This window comes from Flavobacterium sp. W20_MBD1_R3 (assembly GCF_052119725.1).
In the GTDB taxonomy this organism is placed as follows: Bacteria; Bacteroidota; Bacteroidia; order Flavobacteriales; family Flavobacteriaceae; genus Flavobacterium.
On the sequence record NZ_JBGQOR010000006.1, the window covers coordinates 164,759 to 180,848 of the forward strand.

General features: G+C 34.6%; 12 protein-coding genes and 1 pseudogene. 8 read left to right on the forward strand and 5 right to left on the reverse strand.

The genetic code is table 11. The annotated features are described in order from the left end of the window. Window positions 1-447 precede the first annotated feature (447 nt). The 5 genes and pseudogenes from prfA to ACEN2F_RS10370 all read left to right on the forward strand — a co-directional run bounded on the left by prfA (window position 448) and on the right by ACEN2F_RS10370 (window position 4,995). Window positions 448-1,524, forward strand: a complete 1,077-nt coding sequence (gene prfA, locus ACEN2F_RS10350; protein WP_441738729.1) for a peptide chain release factor 1 — start codon at window positions 448-450, stop codon at window positions 1,522-1,524. A 64-nt stretch (window positions 1,525-1,588) separates the two neighbouring features. Next, window positions 1,589-1,939: pseudogene (locus ACEN2F_RS10355) on the forward strand (four helix bundle protein). A 44-nt stretch (window positions 1,940-1,983) separates the two neighbouring features. Continuing rightward, window positions 1,984-2,811 (forward strand): orotidine-5'-phosphate decarboxylase, encoded by an 828-nt coding sequence (gene pyrF / locus ACEN2F_RS10360; protein ID WP_441738732.1) that lies wholly within the window; start codon window positions 1,984-1,986, stop codon window positions 2,809-2,811. Window positions 2,812-3,156: 345 nt separating this feature from the next. After that, window positions 3,157-3,969: an ABC transporter substrate-binding protein gene (locus tag ACEN2F_RS10365; protein WP_441738734.1), complete on the forward strand. Its 813-nt coding sequence runs from the start codon at window positions 3,157-3,159 to the stop codon at window positions 3,967-3,969. Between the two features lie 240 nt (window positions 3,970-4,209). After that, entirely contained in the window at window positions 4,210-4,995 is a 786-nt protein-coding gene (locus tag ACEN2F_RS10370; RefSeq protein WP_441738737.1) for an alpha/beta fold hydrolase, read from the forward strand. A 253-nt stretch (window positions 4,996-5,248) separates the two neighbouring features. Here the strand turns inward: ACEN2F_RS10370 and purU are convergent, their stop codons facing one another. Both purU and ACEN2F_RS10380 read right to left on the reverse strand, forming a co-directional pair. After that, window positions 5,249-6,103, reverse strand: coding sequence for a formyltetrahydrofolate deformylase (gene purU / locus ACEN2F_RS10375; protein ID WP_441738740.1), 855 nt, complete (start codon window positions 6,101-6,103; stop codon window positions 5,249-5,251). Between the two features lie 128 nt (window positions 6,104-6,231). Further along, window positions 6,232-6,939 carry a DUF4197 domain-containing protein gene (locus ACEN2F_RS10380; RefSeq protein WP_441738743.1) on the reverse strand — a complete coding sequence of 236 codons (708 nt, stop codon included), beginning with the start codon at window positions 6,937-6,939 and terminating at the stop codon, window positions 6,232-6,234. Window positions 6,940-7,260: 321 nt separating this feature from the next. Here ACEN2F_RS10380 and ACEN2F_RS10385 point away from each other — a divergent pair, with 321 nt between their 5' ends. After that, a complete protein-coding gene (locus tag ACEN2F_RS10385) occupies window positions 7,261-10,713 on the forward strand; it encodes a methylmalonyl-CoA mutase family protein (protein ID WP_441738745.1) in 3,453 nt (1,150 codons plus the stop codon). A 149-nt stretch (window positions 10,714-10,862) separates the two neighbouring features. Here the strand turns inward: ACEN2F_RS10385 and ACEN2F_RS10390 are convergent, their stop codons facing one another. Next, on the reverse strand, window positions 10,863-11,408 hold the full coding sequence (locus ACEN2F_RS10390) for a type 1 glutamine amidotransferase domain-containing protein (RefSeq protein WP_441738747.1): 546 nt from the start codon (window positions 11,406-11,408) through the stop codon (window positions 10,863-10,865). Window positions 11,409-11,542: 134 nt separating this feature from the next. Continuing rightward, window positions 11,543-12,112 carry a DUF1543 domain-containing protein gene (locus ACEN2F_RS10395; RefSeq protein WP_441738750.1) on the reverse strand — a complete coding sequence of 190 codons (570 nt, stop codon included), beginning with the start codon at window positions 12,110-12,112 and terminating at the stop codon, window positions 11,543-11,545. Between the two features lie 86 nt (window positions 12,113-12,198). Here ACEN2F_RS10395 and ACEN2F_RS10400 point away from each other — a divergent pair, with 86 nt between their 5' ends. Further along, window positions 12,199-12,699 carry a hypothetical protein gene (locus tag ACEN2F_RS10400; RefSeq protein ID WP_441738753.1) on the forward strand — a complete coding sequence of 167 codons (501 nt, stop codon included), beginning with the start codon at window positions 12,199-12,201 and terminating at the stop codon, window positions 12,697-12,699. Window positions 12,700-12,769: 70 nt separating this feature from the next. On the opposite strand, the gene ACEN2F_RS10405 is transcribed toward ACEN2F_RS10400, so the two are convergent. Continuing rightward, entirely contained in the window at window positions 12,770-13,732 is a 963-nt protein-coding gene (locus ACEN2F_RS10405) for a TerC family protein (protein WP_441738755.1), read from the reverse strand. A gap of 293 nt (window positions 13,733-14,025) precedes the next feature. On the opposite strand from ACEN2F_RS10405, the gene ACEN2F_RS10410 reads away from it, so the two are divergent. Continuing rightward, a partial coding sequence (locus ACEN2F_RS10410) for a glutamine synthetase III family protein (RefSeq protein ID WP_441738758.1) occupies window positions 14,026-16,090 on the forward strand: 2,065 nt, incomplete at its 3' end.

Below are 16,090 nucleotides of genomic sequence, written 5' to 3' on the forward strand. Positions count from 1 at the left end.
AATTAAAAATAATTTTTTAAAACTAACTCCTTTTTTTTCAATAGCTTTACGGAAAACCGTAAACGCAATTATTTTAACATAAATGTCCTAGCCCTGATAGAAGCGGCATCCTTTTTAGGCAAACTAAAATGTCTTGTTTTACCGTAAATGATCTGCCTAAAAAGATATAGCGAATAGCAGGAAATAGCTCCTAAAAAAATTACCAGTTAATAAATAATGACTATTTTACCATGGATTGTCGAGCCACTTGCGGAGATTACTGTGTAGTTCGCTGTCCTCGAGATCATCGTATTTTGTCATTCCGAGGAACGAGGAATCACATTGGTTACTCGTTATGAGATTCCTCGTTCCTCGGAATGACAAGTAGCTACTGAAATAGCAAAAAACGAACCTTGCAAACTGAATACTTTTTTCGTAATTTTGCAGTCTAAATAAAGGACTAAGAAAATGTTAGATAGACTTCAAATAGTAAAACAACGTTTCGATGAGATTTCGGATTTGATTATTCAGCCGGATGTGATCTCGGATCAGAAACGTTATGTGCAATTGAATCAAGAGTATAAAAGTTTAAAAGCTTTGGCTGAAAAGCGCGATGAATACGTTATTTTGATGGCGAATATCGATGAAGCAAACGAAATAATTGCCGATAACAGTGATGCTGATATGACCGAAATGGCCAAAATGCAACTCGACGAAGCCAAGGGAAGATTGCCGGAACTAGAGGATGAAATCAAGTTTATGTTGATTCCGAAAGACGAGGAAGATGCCAAGAACGTGATGGTCGAGATTCGTGCCGGAACGGGTGGGGATGAAGCGAGTATTTTTGCGGGAGATTTGTTCCGTATGTACACGAAATATTGTGAAAATAGAGGTTGGAGAACTTCTGTGGTGGATATGAATGAAGGTACTTCGGGTGGTTTCAAAGAGGTGATTTTTGAAGTTACGGGCGAAGATGTTTACGGAACTTTGAAGTTTGAAGCGGGTGTACACCGCGTGCAACGGGTACCACAAACGGAAACGCAAGGACGTGTTCACACATCGGCAGCGACAGTTATGGTGCTTCCGGAAGCGGAGGAATTTGACGTACAAATTGATATGAATGATGTGCGTGTGGATTTTTTCTGTTCTTCTGGACCTGGTGGACAATCCGTAAATACAACTAAATCAGCGGTTCGTTTGACCCACATTCCTACCGGATTGGTGGCGCAATGTCAGGATCAGAAATCGCAGCACAAAAATAAAGACAAAGCTTTTGGTGTTTTGCGTTCCCGTTTGTACGAACAAGAATTAGCTAAAAAGCAAGCCGAAGATGCAACAAAACGTACCTCACAAGTAAGTTCTGGTGACCGTTCCGCAAAAATCCGTACCTATAATTATGCTCAAGGTCGTGTTACTGATCATAGGGTAGGAATGGATGTTTTTGATATGGACGGCGTAATGAATGGTAAAATTCAAAAATTGATTGATGAGCTTCAATTGGTCAACAACATGGAAAAACTGAAAGAAGCCAGCGAGGTTTTCTAAATAGGTTTTGGGTGCTGGGTTCTAGTTCTTAGTAGGTTATAGGTTTTTGTAAAACTAAAATATAATGAGAAACTTTAGGGGTCTAGAAGTTTGGCAAAGTTCTGTTTTACTTGTTAAAAAAATATATATTGTTACTGGTTCGTTTCCCAAAGAAGAAAAATTTGGACTGGTTTCTCAAATTAATAGATGTGCAGTTTCAATTCCTTCGAACATAGCGGAAGGTTGTTCCAGAACTTCTCAAAAAGGATTTTTCTAGATAAGTTTAGGTTCGGCCTTTGAATTAGAGACTCAAATTGAAATAGCTAAAGAGATAGGTTTTGTGGATGTAGTTTTACACTTAGAAATTATTTCCGAGCTTAACATAATTCAAAAAAGAATTCAATCCTTAAAAAAGTATGTTGATTCCAAAGTATGAATCCAACACCTAAAACCCAACACCCAACACCCATCACCTAAACAATGACTACACAACAACTTATTGACCAAATCAGAAGCAAGAAATCATTCCTGGCAGTAGGACTCGATGTCGATTTGACTAAAGTTCCACAGCATCTACTAGAATTGGAAGATCCTATTTTCGAATTCAATAAAGCAATAATCGATGCAACTCATGATTTGGCCGTTGCCTATAAACCCAATACTGCTTTTTATGAAGCTTATGGCATAAAAGGTTGGATGTCATTGCAAAAAACGATTAATTACATCAATGAAAATCATCCTGAAATTTTTACAATTGCAGATGCAAAACGGGGTGATATTGGCAATACCTCTGCCATGTATGCCAAAGCTTTTTTCGAAGATTTGAATTTTGACAGTATTACCGTAGCTCCTTATATGGGGAAAGATTCGGTGGAACCCTTTTTAGCTTTCGAAAATAAACATACGATTATGTTAGCTTTGACTTCGAATGAGGGTGCTTTTGATTTCCAAACTTTAAACACAAACGGAAAAGAATTGTACAAACAGGTTTTGGAAACGTCTAAAACTTGGAAAAACAGCGATAATCTGATGTATGTTGTTGGTGCGACAAAAGCGGAATATTTCACTGAAATTCGCAAAATTGTTCCTGACAGTTTCTTGCTTGTTCCCGGAGTTGGCGCCCAAGGCGGAAGCCTGGCTGAAGTTTGCAAGTACGGCATGAATGCCAACGTAGGATTGCTGATTAATTCTTCCAGAGCGATTATTTATGCTTCAAACGGAACTGATTTTGCTGAAAAAGCTAGAGAAGAAGCATTGAAAATGCAACAGGAAATGGAAGAGATTATGACTTTAAAGTTTAAGGTTTAAATATTTTAGGTTGTATATAATATTTCGAATTCAATCCTACTTCATTTTAAACCATTAAGAAAGTAAGTTTAATTATCCTTGCGGTAAGATTTTAATCGGAAAATTTTCTGTTAAACTGTTTTAAGTCTCAATTTTTCTTAATGTAAAAAGCATAATATTGGGTAACCATGTAAGAAACATAAGGACCTATAAGATAACCGATTTGAAGATTTCGCAACTTATATGGCTTATATGTTTTAAATTTTATTTTGAGCAGAATTTAACGATTTACAGTATTTAAAACCTTAACTTTTCTTAATGGTAACAAAGCGGTCAATTGATGCTTTAACACTTTAAACTTTAAACTTGAAACAGAAAACTTTAATAGATCAAATAGGAACAACTCATTTATTTGAAACGTCGCCAAAACGTATTATTTCATTAGTTCCGTCTCAAACCGAATTACTTTATGACTTAGGTCTTGAAGAGCGAATTATAGGGATTACAAAATTCTGTGTCCATCCGTATCATCTTAAATCAACAAAGAAAATTGTTGGAGGAACTAAGAAAGTACATTTCGAGAAAATCAGGTTGTTGCAACCGGATATTATCATTTGTAATAAAGAAGAAAATACAGCTGAAATTGTTGCGAAATTAAGTGAGATTTGTCCGGTTTGGGTAACCAACATCATAACGATAGAAGATAATTTCCAAATGATAACCGACTTTGGTCAGCTCTTCAATTGCAGAACCGAAGCCCAGAAATGGAACGATAAATTGGCTTTTGCCCTAAGCGATTTTAAAAACTTTATAAAAGATAAACCACAGCAAAAAGTAGCCTATTTTATTTGGAAAAATCCTTTTATGGTTGCCGGTTCTAATAATTTTATCAATGAATTACTGAAACTAAACCATTTTCAAAACATATATGCAGGCAATGCCGAGGCTTCTGGACGTTACCCGGAAATTGAACTCAAAAAAATGCGTTTGGAAGGAGATCCGGATTTGGTTTTTCTTTCATCAGAACCCTATCCTTTCAAAGAGGAAGATGCCTTTGAGATTGGTCGTTTTACACACCATGCAAAAACGGTTTTTGTAGACGGTGAAATGTTTTCTTGGTATGGTAGCCGATTGCTTAAAGCATTTGACTATTTTAAAAACATGCATCAACAATTATAACTTGCCTGTCTCTAAAATCAAATTTATTGTTTACAAAAGCGATTTAATGGAAGAATCTTCGATGTGGAAATTTAGCTCTGAGAGTTTACAGTAAGCTATTTGAAGCCTTTCTATGCTTCTTTTCTCGTGCAATAATCTTTTTTCTGGTACTAATTTTACATTTTACGATTTTAAAAGAAGCATTATTATTTGTGAAGATTGGGATTTGAAATTAATGTTCTATTTTTACAAAAAAAAGAAGTGATCAATTATACCATTTACGAAAATAAAAACAGCGACCAATGGGTAACTTTTGTTCACGGTGCTGGTGGAAGTTCGTCTATTTGGTTCAAACAAATTCGGGATTTCAAAAAACAATACAATGTATTGCTATTGGATTTACGGGGTCACGGCGAATCAAAAACTACTTTAAAAACAGCCTTCAAACAAAAATATACTTTTTCGGCTTTAGCCAATGATATTCTGGAGGTTTTAGATTATTTGAAAATTAACAGATCACATTTTGTAGGTATTTCGTTAGGGACAATCCTCATCAGGCAATTGGCTGAAATGTATCCGGAAAGAGTGCAAAGTATGATTCTAGGTGGTGCAATTTTGAAAATGAATTTCCGCTCTCAAGTATTGATGCGTTTGGGAAATATGTTTAAATATGTATTGCCTTATTTAGTTTTATATCAGTTTTTTGCCTTTGTTATAATGCCAAAGAAAAGTCACAAACAATCACGAATTCTTTTTATAAACGAAGCCAAGAAATTATACCAAAAAGAATTTATCAAATGGTTTAAACTCACAGCTGAAATTAATCCAGTGCTAAAATGGTTTCGTCAGGTAGAATTGAATATTCCTACGCTTTACGTAATGGGTGAAGAGGATTATATGTTTTTACCTTCCGTAAAGAAAGTGGTTGAAAATCATTATAAATCGTCTACATTATTTATTATTCAAAATTGTGGACACGTTGTTAATGTTGAGCAACCTACTGCTTTTAACGATGCGGTTCTTTCTTTTATAAATACAGCTAAATAAAAAAAGCCTGCATTTATCATGCAGGCGATTCTTTAACTAACCAAAACCAAAATAATAAATAACCAGTTTATTACTCTACAAAGATCACCCACAAAGAGGCGAATAGCTGTTAAGATTTTGTTATTACTTTGTTGCACATACGTTAAGATTTTAGCTCTTAATTCTGTAAAAATGGATTTTATTTTTTGTTTGTTATTTCCTTTGTTTTTGTACTATACATTAAAGAAAAAATAGTTTGACTAGTTGATTATTTTTATAAAAACACCACTGTTTTATTGTCATACACCATTATTTTTCGTTCGGCGTGGAGTTTTATGGCTCGTGCCAAAACCATGCGTTCCAGATCGCGTCCTTTAATAATAAAATCTTCAATGGAATGGCTGTGCGAAACTCGGGTAATATCTTGGTCGATAATTGGACCTTCATCCAATTCTTCCGTTACGTAATGACTGGTAGCGCCAATGATTTTTACACCGCGTTTAAAAGCGGAATGATAGGGTTTTGCGCCAGGAAATGCCGGAAGGAAGGAATGATGAATATTGATGATTTGATTTTTGTATTGTGCAATCAAATTGGGTGTGATAATTTGCATGTAGCGGGCCAAAACAATAAAGTCAACAGCATACTTTTTCAGTAAATCCAACTGTTTTTGCTCCGCTTCAGCTTTTATATCCCTATTGAAAGGAACGTAGTGAAACGGAATAGAAAACCGTTCCGCCACTGCTTTCAAATCCTGATGATTACTTATTATCAAAGGAATTTCAAGAGGTAATTCGCCTGCGCTGTACCGACCTAAAATATCATACAAACAATGATCGTATTTAGAAACAAATAAAGCCATTTTTGGTTTTTCATCTTTGGTGTACATTTCCCACGACATGTTGAAAGGAGCAGCTAATTTTGCTTGAAAATCAGTTTTGATCGCTTCAATATTCCAGTTTTTGGCACTGAATTCGCATTCTAAACGCATGAAAAACACATTTTCATCGGCATCAACATGTTGGTCTAAATAGATAATATTACCATCAATAGCGGAAATGTAATTGGTAACGGAAGCGATAATTGCTTTTTGATCTTCGCAATGTATTAGGATTATAATTTTCTGCATTAGCGTTTTGTGTTCAGTTTTGTTTATAAATTGGACCAGTGTTTTTCAAAACTAAATGTTTTTGGACTTGTAAAAAAGCTATTTTTTTGGGATGTTTTATGTTTAAAAAAAAATAACCCAATTTCAATTTATTTGTTATCCTGCAATGCAAAAACTTTTTGCAATAAAACAGAAGTTCTGGAACTTAAATTCGTTCGGATATTTTTCTCCTCAACAGCAACCATTTTAAAAACACCATTCAACGCTTGATTGGAAACATAATCCGTCAAGTCAGGATTTACTTTATTCACTAAAGGAATGCTGTTGTATTTAGTAATAATATTGGCCCAAACTTTATCTGCACCTACTTTAGCAAAGGAATTTTTAATCACAGGATTAAATTTTCCGTACAAAGCGGTCGAAGTGCTATTTTGTAAATAAGTTGTAGCCGAATTTTCATTACCCATCAAAATTGTTTTAGCATCCATAAATGTCATGTTTCTTACGGCGTCAACAAATATTGGTGTTGCTTCTTTTACCGCGTCTTCAGCGGCACGATTCAATACTTTCAAACCTTCATCTGCCAAAGAGCTCAATCCAATTCTTCTCAAACCAGCGTCTACTTTTCTCAATTTTTCTGGTAATAAAATTTTCACGGCTTCATTTCTGTAAAAGCCATCTGTTGTAGTCAACTTAGTCACTTGTTTAGAAATACCATTATTCAACGCTTCTTTCAATCCTCCTGAAATATCAATGCCACCAATACCTTGTGTTTGCGGAAATTGGTTCATGACTTGTTGCATTTCGGCACAACTAGAAAGTGAAATGGCTACTGCTAAAACTAAAATTTTCTTCATTATAAATTTTTTATTAATTAATTTGCCTTCTGACATTTGTAAAAATACTATTTATTCAAAAACAAAGCCAACAATTCTTAATGAGCATAAACTTTGGTTATAATATTTAGTAGTTATCCAGCTTTGTAGTGTATACTTGTCGTAAAAGAGAGAGATGCTGTTGCAAATACCAATTCTCCAATCCTTATGATTGGTTGTATACGTGCGCTTATTGGTGCTAAATAACAAAATTTTGCCTAAATTATTAACTACCCGCAAGAAGATCAGACAATTTTTAAAATAAAATTGTAAATTGCAGACTTAAATTATCATATTCATAAAATGGAACAACAAAAACCATATATCCCTAACAATAAAGTAAGAATTGTAACCGCTGCAGCTCTTTTTGACGGTCACGATGCGGCAATCAATATCATGCGTAGGATTATTCAGTCTACAGGTGTTGAGGTAATCCATTTAGGTCACGACCGCAGTGTGGAAGAAGTAGTTAATACAGCGATTCAGGAAGATGCAAATGCGATTGCGATAACTTCCTATCAAGGCGGACATAATGAATATTTCAAATATATGTACGACTTGCTTCAGGAAAAAGGAGCAGGACAAATCAAGATATTTGGTGGTGGAGGTGGCGTAATTTTGCCACCAGAAATTGCCGAATTACAGGCCTACGGAATCACCAGAATTTACGCTCCAGATGATGGACGTGCCATGGGATTGCAGGGAATGATTAACGATTTAGTGCAACAATCGGATTATCCTGTTGGTGATAAATTAACTGATGAAATGAATCATTTGGAAGAAAAAAATCCAAAAGCAATTGCCCGAATTATTTCATCAGCAGAAAATTTTCCTGATGTTGCAGCTAAAACTTTGGAAGCCATCCAAAAAAAGAATCTGGATTGTAAAACACCTGTTCTTGGGATCACAGGAACTGGCGGATCTGGAAAATCATCTTTAGTAGATGAATTAGTACGTCGTTTTCTTATCGATTTTCCCGAAAAAACTATCGGATTAATATCTGTTGATCCTTCTAAACGGAAAACGGGAGGAGCACTATTAGGCGATAGAATCAGAATGAACGCCATCAACAGTCCACGTGTTTACATGCGTTCTTTGGCTACAAGACAATCAAATTTAGCTTTGTCTAAATATGTTGCTGATGCAATTCAAGTGATTAAAGCCGCAAAATATGATATCATAATCCTAGAAACTTCTGGGATTGGTCAATCCGACACAGAAATCATGGATCACTCAGATGTTTCTTTATATGTAATGACGCCTGAATTTGGTGCTGCAACCCAATTAGAAAAAATCGATATGCTTGATTTTGCTGACTTGGTAGCAATTAATAAATTTGACAAGCGTGGTTCTCTGGATGCATTGCGAGATGTGAAAAAACAATACCAACGCAACCATAATTTGTGGGATGCTAAATTAGATTCACTTCCAGTTTTTGGAACCATTGCTTCGCAGTTTAACGACCCAGGAATGAATACGCTTTATAAAGCAATTATGGATAAAGTTCACGAAAAAACGAATTCTGATTTGAAATCTACGTTCCAAATCAGTCGTGAAATGAGCGAGAAGATTTTCGTTATTCCACCACACAGAACACGTTATTTATCTGAAATTGCTGAAAGTAATCGTAAATATGATGATACGGCAGTTAGTCAGGAACAAGTTGCCCAGAAATTATATGGGATTTACAAAACTATTGAAACAGTAGCCAAAAAAATACCTGAAATAAACAAAACAGGAATTAATGACGATTCCGTTTTGCCAACAGCTTTAGAATTTGAAAAATCAGGTGCCGGTGAGGACAAAATATTTTTGAACCTTTTACTGAATCAATTCGAAAAAGTCAAAATGGATTTGGATCCATATAATTGGGAAATCATTTTGACTTGGGACGAAAAAGTAAACAAGTATAAGAATCCTATTTATACGTTTAAAGTTCGTGACAGGGAAATAAAAATGGCCACACATACAGAGTCGCTTTCACATTCTCAAATCCCGAAAATTGCATTGCCAAAGTACAAAGCTTGGGGTGATATTTTACGCTGGTGTTTGCAGGAAAATGTTCCTGGAGAATTTCCTTTTACCGCTGGATTGTATCCTTTTAAACGTGAAGGAGAAGATCCTTCCCGCATGTTTGCCGGAGAAGGCGGACCGGAACGAACAAACAAGCGTTTTCATTATGTGAGTGCGGGATTACCTGCAAAACGATTGTCAACAGCTTTTGACAGCGTAACTTTATACGGAAACGATCCACATGTGCGTCCTGATATTTATGGAAAAATTGGTAATGCCGGAGTTTCTATTTGTTGTTTGGATGATGCCAAAAAATTATATTCTGGTTTTGATTTGGTTCATGCGATGACTTCGGTGAGTATGACTATTAATGGACCGGCACCTATGTTATTAGGCTTTTTCATGAATGCGGCGATTGACCAACAATGTGAGTTTTACATTAAAGAAAATAATCTTGAAAAAGAAGTTGAAGCAAAAATCAACAAAATATATGCGGTTAAAGGTGTAGAAAGACCCCATTATCAAGGCAATTTGCCGGAGGGAAACAACGGATTAGGGTTAATGCTTTTAGGCGTAACCGGGGATCAGGTTCTACCTTTAGAAGTATACAATGAAATTAAAGCAAGAACGTTATCTCAAGTTCGTGGAACCGTTCAGGCTGATATTTTGAAAGAAGACCAAGCACAAAATACGTGTATTTTCTCCACAGAATTTGCGTTGCGATTAATGGGTGACGTACAGGAATATTTCATTACTAAAAATGTGAGGAACTTTTATTCGGTTTCTATTTCAGGATATCACATTGCTGAAGCGGGTGCAAATCCGATTACGCAATTGGCTTTCACACTTTCCAATGGTTTTACTTATGTTGAATATTATTTAAGTCGCGGGATGAGTATTAATGATTTTGGACCTAATTTATCGTTCTTCTTTTCGAATGGTGTAGATCCGGAATATGCCGTTATTGGTCGTGTAGCACGTAAAATTTGGGCGAAAGCCATGAAAAATAAATATGGAGCTAACGAACGCGCTCAAATGTTGAAATACCACATTCAAACGTCGGGACGTTCTTTGCACGCACAGGAAATAGATTTTAATGATATTCGTACGACTTTGCAAGCATTATACGCGATTTATGATAACTGTAATTCATTGCACACTAATGCGTATGACGAAGCAATTACAACGCCTACAGAAGAATCAGTGCGCCGAGCAATGGCGATCCAGTTGATTATCAATAAAGAATTAGGACTGGCCAAAAACGAAAATCCAATTCAAGGTGCTTTCATTATTGAAGAATTAACTGATTTGGTAGAGGCTGCAGTTTTATTGGAATTTGATAGAATTACCGAACGTGGTGGCGTTCTGGGCGCTATGGAAACCATGTACCAAAGAAGTAAAATACAGGAAGAAAGTTTGTATTATGAAACGTTGAAACATTCAGGTGAATTTCCAATTATTGGGGTAAATACTTTCTTGAGTTCTAAAGGTTCTCCAACGGTGATTCCAGCTGAGGTAATTCGTGCAACAGAAGAAGAAAAACAATACCAAATAGATATGTTGCAGCATTTACACCAGTCCAATAAGGATTTAGTGAAAGAGCATTTAAATACGCTTCAGGATGCGGCCATCAAAAACGAAAATTTATTCGAACATTTAATGGAAGCAACTAAGGTTTGTTCTTTGGGCCAAATTACTTCTGCATTGTTTGAGGTAGGCGGGCAGTATAGAAGAAATATGTAAGCAGAGAACTGCTTTTTGCACCGCAAAAAGTGTGTGAATTGCTTAACCCGATTTCGGACGGGATTTTTTAAAAAAATTAATATCGATTATAAGATTATAAAAAATGCGGAAATAACTTTCCGCATTTTTTTGTTTAAGGACTGAAAAATTTATTCAACTTGCTGTTGCTTTCCTTCTTTAATTTGTTCTACTAATTTTTTATTAAACGCTGGTAAATCATCAGGATTTCGGCTCGTAATAAGTCCTCTGTCTACAATTACTTCTTTGTCATGCCACTCTGCGCCTGCGTTGATTAAGTCAATCTTTATAGAGGGATAAGAAGTCATTTTTCTTCCTTGAACTAGATTGGCGCTTATCAAAATTTGAGGCCCATGGCAAATTGCAGCTACTGGTTTTCCTTCTTTGAAAAAGTCTTTTATAAAATGCAAAGACGCTTCATTTGTTCTCAATTTATCTGGATTTATTACACCACCTGGAATGACTAATGCATCGTAATCACTGGCCTTTACATTGTTTACAAGTTGGTCCACTTTATAATCTTTCCCCCAATCTGTTTTAGCCCATGCTTTTATAGTTCCGTTTTCTGGACTAATAATTTCTGCTTTCCATCCTTGCTGCTCTAGATATTCTTTTGGCGAACTTAATTCAACTTCTTCAAATCCATTTGTAGCTAAAATAGCTATTCTCTTTTCCATATTGTTTTAATTTTTAGTAACATTAATACACTAAAGTTACAACTTATATACTGCTGTAGTTCACAAAGAGGTCTTAAAATAAATGTAATGTTTGATAAAGTGGCGAGAAACAGGCATGTACGCCAAGGGAATTTTTATTTTATTTTTTTCAATTTTAAATATCCAATGTGCAATGGATTATGTTCTAATGGTATATTGGATTTTGTAATTTTTAATGAATATAAAGCTTTGAAATGCGCTGGCAGCATATCTGCAACATTGAAAATATCATCTACATCAATTCCGTATTGATCGTCAATATGCGAAGGTGCTTCTTTGAAACCACAGTGCTTATAGAATGCGGTTTTTTTTGATTTTTTGGATGCCAATGCTAAACTGTTAGCAACAGTAATTATCTTATAATGGTATTCTTCAAATTCATTTTCTTTATAACCTCCTAAATTGATGAAAAATAATTGTTCAGGCGTTACTTGCGCTTCCTTATTTTTTAGAACAATTTCAATAAAGAAATCATCAACTACAGAAACTTCTCGCCAGGCATCAATGTGAATTTGCCCTTTAGCCTCTGGCCAAAAAGAATTGATATGAGGAACCAATTCTTTTAAGGATTTACCAATTCCAAAAAATATATCATGCTGTTCTGTAAACCGTCCTTCTGGAACACAGCCTAGCATTATCATGTATAATTTAAGTTCTTTTTCCATAATTCAAAAGTACATTATTTTTTAAAATAAAGTTTGGCACAATTCATGAATAGCCTCATTTAATATAAATATAAAAACGATAAAGAATGAAAAAAATTACCTTATTTTTAGTTTTCATCGGGATGATGACACTACAAAGCTGTGAAGTTACAGAAGTCTATGATAACACTGACAACGGGCCGAGAACCGAAGTGTATGAAGTTACAACTTCCTTCAATTCGAATAATAATTATAGTAGTTTGGTTACTTTTGATCCACCTATTTATTCCTCAGATTCCGTTTTGGTTTATCATTTATATGATGTTGTGAACGGTCAGGATGTTTGGAAATTAATGCCTCAAACGTATTATTTTAATGATGGTGGGGAATTGGATTTTAATTTTGATTATTCCAGGTTTAATGTAAAAATATTTCTGTCGGCTAATTTTAATCTTAATACGCTAGAATCAAGTTGGACACAAAATCAAACATTTAGAATTGTAATTGTTCCTGCAAGTTTTGCCACTACGATTAACAAAAATAATATAGATGCCGTATTGTCCTCATTAAAGGTTGATAAAAGTGAAATTCAAAAAATTAATTTATAAGTTGAGAGAGACGCATAAAAAAAGGAAATCGAGAGATTTCCTTTTTTTATGCGTTGTGATGCTATAATTATTAGATAAATTCTTTACTGCTTTTTCTAAGTGAAACCACAATTCCAACTATTAGTGCAACCGCTATAAAAGCCAGGGACATCCATTCCGGAATTTCATAATTGTATTTTTTAAGGATGTCATGGGTTAGCATTTTTACACCTACAAAACTTAAAATAGCGATTAGGCTGTATTCTAAATAACTAAATTTAGCTAACATATTAGCCAGAAAGAAATACATGGATCGCAATCCTAAAATAGCAAAAATATTAGAACTAAAAACTAAAAAAGGATCACTTGTTATTGCTAAAATTGCAGGGACACTGTCGATAGCAAAAACGACATCCATTACTTCAATGACTACCAGCGCAACAAAAAGTGGCGTCGCAGCGGTAATGTGTCTTCTTTTGACAAAGAAATGTTCCCCTTCTATGTGATTGGAAATAGGCACTAATTTTTTCAAACTTTTATAGACGAATGATTTTTTAGGTTCAAATTTTTCATCTTCATTTCCAAATAACATTTTCATTGCTGTATAAATAAGGAATGCTCCAAAGATGTAGGTCATCCAAGAAAATTTATTGATTAGCATAACACCAAAAAAGATCATTAAACCTCTAAAGACAATCGCACCCAATATGCCCCAAAATAAAACACGATGTTGGTATTTTTGTGGAATTTTGAATGCAGAAAAAATTATGGCAATGACAAATATGTTGTCGATGCTTAAGGATAGTTCAATTAAATATCCGGTAATGAATTTTAGGGATGCCGTTGTGGGATTTAACTGATCCGGATTTGCAATATAGCTATTACCGTACAACCAGTAAATAACACCAGAAAACATAAAAGACAGTGCAACCCATATAGCCGTCCATTTTCCAGCTTCTCTAGAACTTATAATATGTGGAGTTTTATTGAAAACACCTAAATCAAGTGCCAAGAAAATCATTACGGCTACTAAAAAAGAAATCCAGACAATCATATAACAGATATTTAAAAAGTTGCACAAAGATACTTTTTGATCTTTTAACTTTATTAAATATTCAATCTAAAGTTTTGTAGTTGTTGTTTACTTGCCTTTTTATGAAAATAGCATAAAAAAAAAGTAGTGGGATTTAAATTGCTAAGTTGCTATTATAATCAAATTTTTTTGTGAATTTGATAAATTTGGCACGATTACCCATAAAAAATAGAGGTAATATTTTATAAAAGTAATAATTGATTTATATTTGCATCATAATAATAGGGGGTTTAATTAATTAAAAATAAAATTATATGTCAACATTTCGTTTTCAAGCTTTGAAACAAGCATCAAACAGAGTTCCGGTAAAATTTGAAGAGATTGATAAAAAATCAACTATTTTTGGTGCAAATGTCTTTAATGACAAAGCAATGAAGCAGTTTTTAACTTCGGATGCTTTCAAAGGAGTGCGCGATGCAGTTCAACATGGAACTAAAATAGACAGAAAATTAGCGGATTATATCGCAATGGGAATGAAAGAATGGGCCTTGGCTAAAGGAGTGACTCATTATACACATTGGTTTCAACCACTTACTGGAACTACTGCTGAAAAACATGATGCTTTTTTTGAAACATCATATGATGGCAGTGACCCAGTAGAAAAATTTGGTGGAGCACAACTAGTTCAACAAGAACCAGATGCCTCTAGTTTTCCAAACGGCGGAATTAGAAATACATTTGAAGCCAGAGGGTATACGGCTTGGGATCCAACATCTCCAGCATTTATTTTTGGAACTACATTATGTATTCCCACTGTTTTTATATCCTACACCGGAGAAGCTTTAGATTATAAAACACCTTTATTGCGTGCACTTATGGTTATGGATGAAGCAGCTACTGAAGTATGTAAATATTTTGATAAAAATGTAAAAAAAGTTACCGCGACTTTAGGTTGGGAACAAGAATATTTTCTAGTAGACAGAGCATTAGCAGATTCTCGCCCCGATCTTATTATGACAGGTAGAACTTTGTTAGGGCATACTTCCGCCAAAGGACAGCAATTAGATGATCATTATTTTGGTTCTATTCCATCACGTGCATTAACGTACATGAGAGATTTAGAGCAAGAATGTATGTTGTTAGGAATCCCTGTAAAAACACGTCATAACGAGGTAGCACCAAACCAATTTGAGTTGGCACCTATTTTTGAAGAAACAAATTTAGCTGTAGATCACAACTGTTTGTTGATGGATGTGATGCAAAAAGTGGCTGAACGTCATGAATTGAAAGTGTTGTTTCATGAAAAACCTTTTAAAGGAGTGAATGGATCAGGAAAACATAATAACTGGTCATTAGCAACGGATACTGGAGTAAATTTATTGAGTCCAAGTAAAACACCAATGAGTAACTTGCAGTTTTTGACTTTCTTTATTAATACCATTAAAGCGGTAAATGATAATGAATCACTATTAAGAGCAGCTATTGCTTCGGCAAGTAACGATCATAGATTAGGTGCAAATGAAGCTCCACCAGCAATTATTTCAGTGTTTATTGGTGCGCAATTGACTAAAGTACTAGCAGAATTAGAAGGTGTTACTACTGGAAAATTATCTCCTGAAGAAAAAACCGATTTAAAATTAAATGTAGTAGGGAAAATTCCAGATGTACTTTTAGATAATACAGATAGAAACAGAACTTCGCCATTTGCTTTTACAGGAAATAAATTTGAATTCAGAGCAGTAGGTTCAACCGCAAACTGTTCTAATGCAATGACCACTTTGAATGCAATAGTGGCAAAACAATTAAGAGACTTTAAAGTTGAGGTTGATGGACTAATTGATTCAAAAGACATGAAGAAAGATGATGCAATCTTTAATGTTTTAAGAGAATATATCAAACAATCTAAAAAAATCCTTTTTGAAGGAGACGGATACAGTGCAGATTGGGAAATTGAAGCAGCAAAAAGAGGTTTGAGTAATTATAAAACAACACCAGAAGCGCTAAAAGCCAGAATATCCAAACAGTCTTTAGATTTGTTCTCTGAATTGAAGATTATGAATCATATTGAAGTTGAAGCGCGATACGAAATTGAATTGGAAGAGTACACTAAGAAAATTCAAATTGAAGGTAGAGTTTTAGGTGATATTTCGAAAAATCACGTGATACCAACAGCAATTCGTTACCAAAATACTTTAATTGCAAATGTCAAAGGGCTAAAAGATATTTTTGGAACTGATTTCGAAACTATTGCAAAAGAGCAAATAGTTTTGATCAAAGAAATTTCAGGCCATATTGAAGGAACCAATACTAAGGTAGAGGAAATGACAAACGAGCGAAAAATTGCTAATAATTTGATTGATGCACAGGAAATGGCAGAAG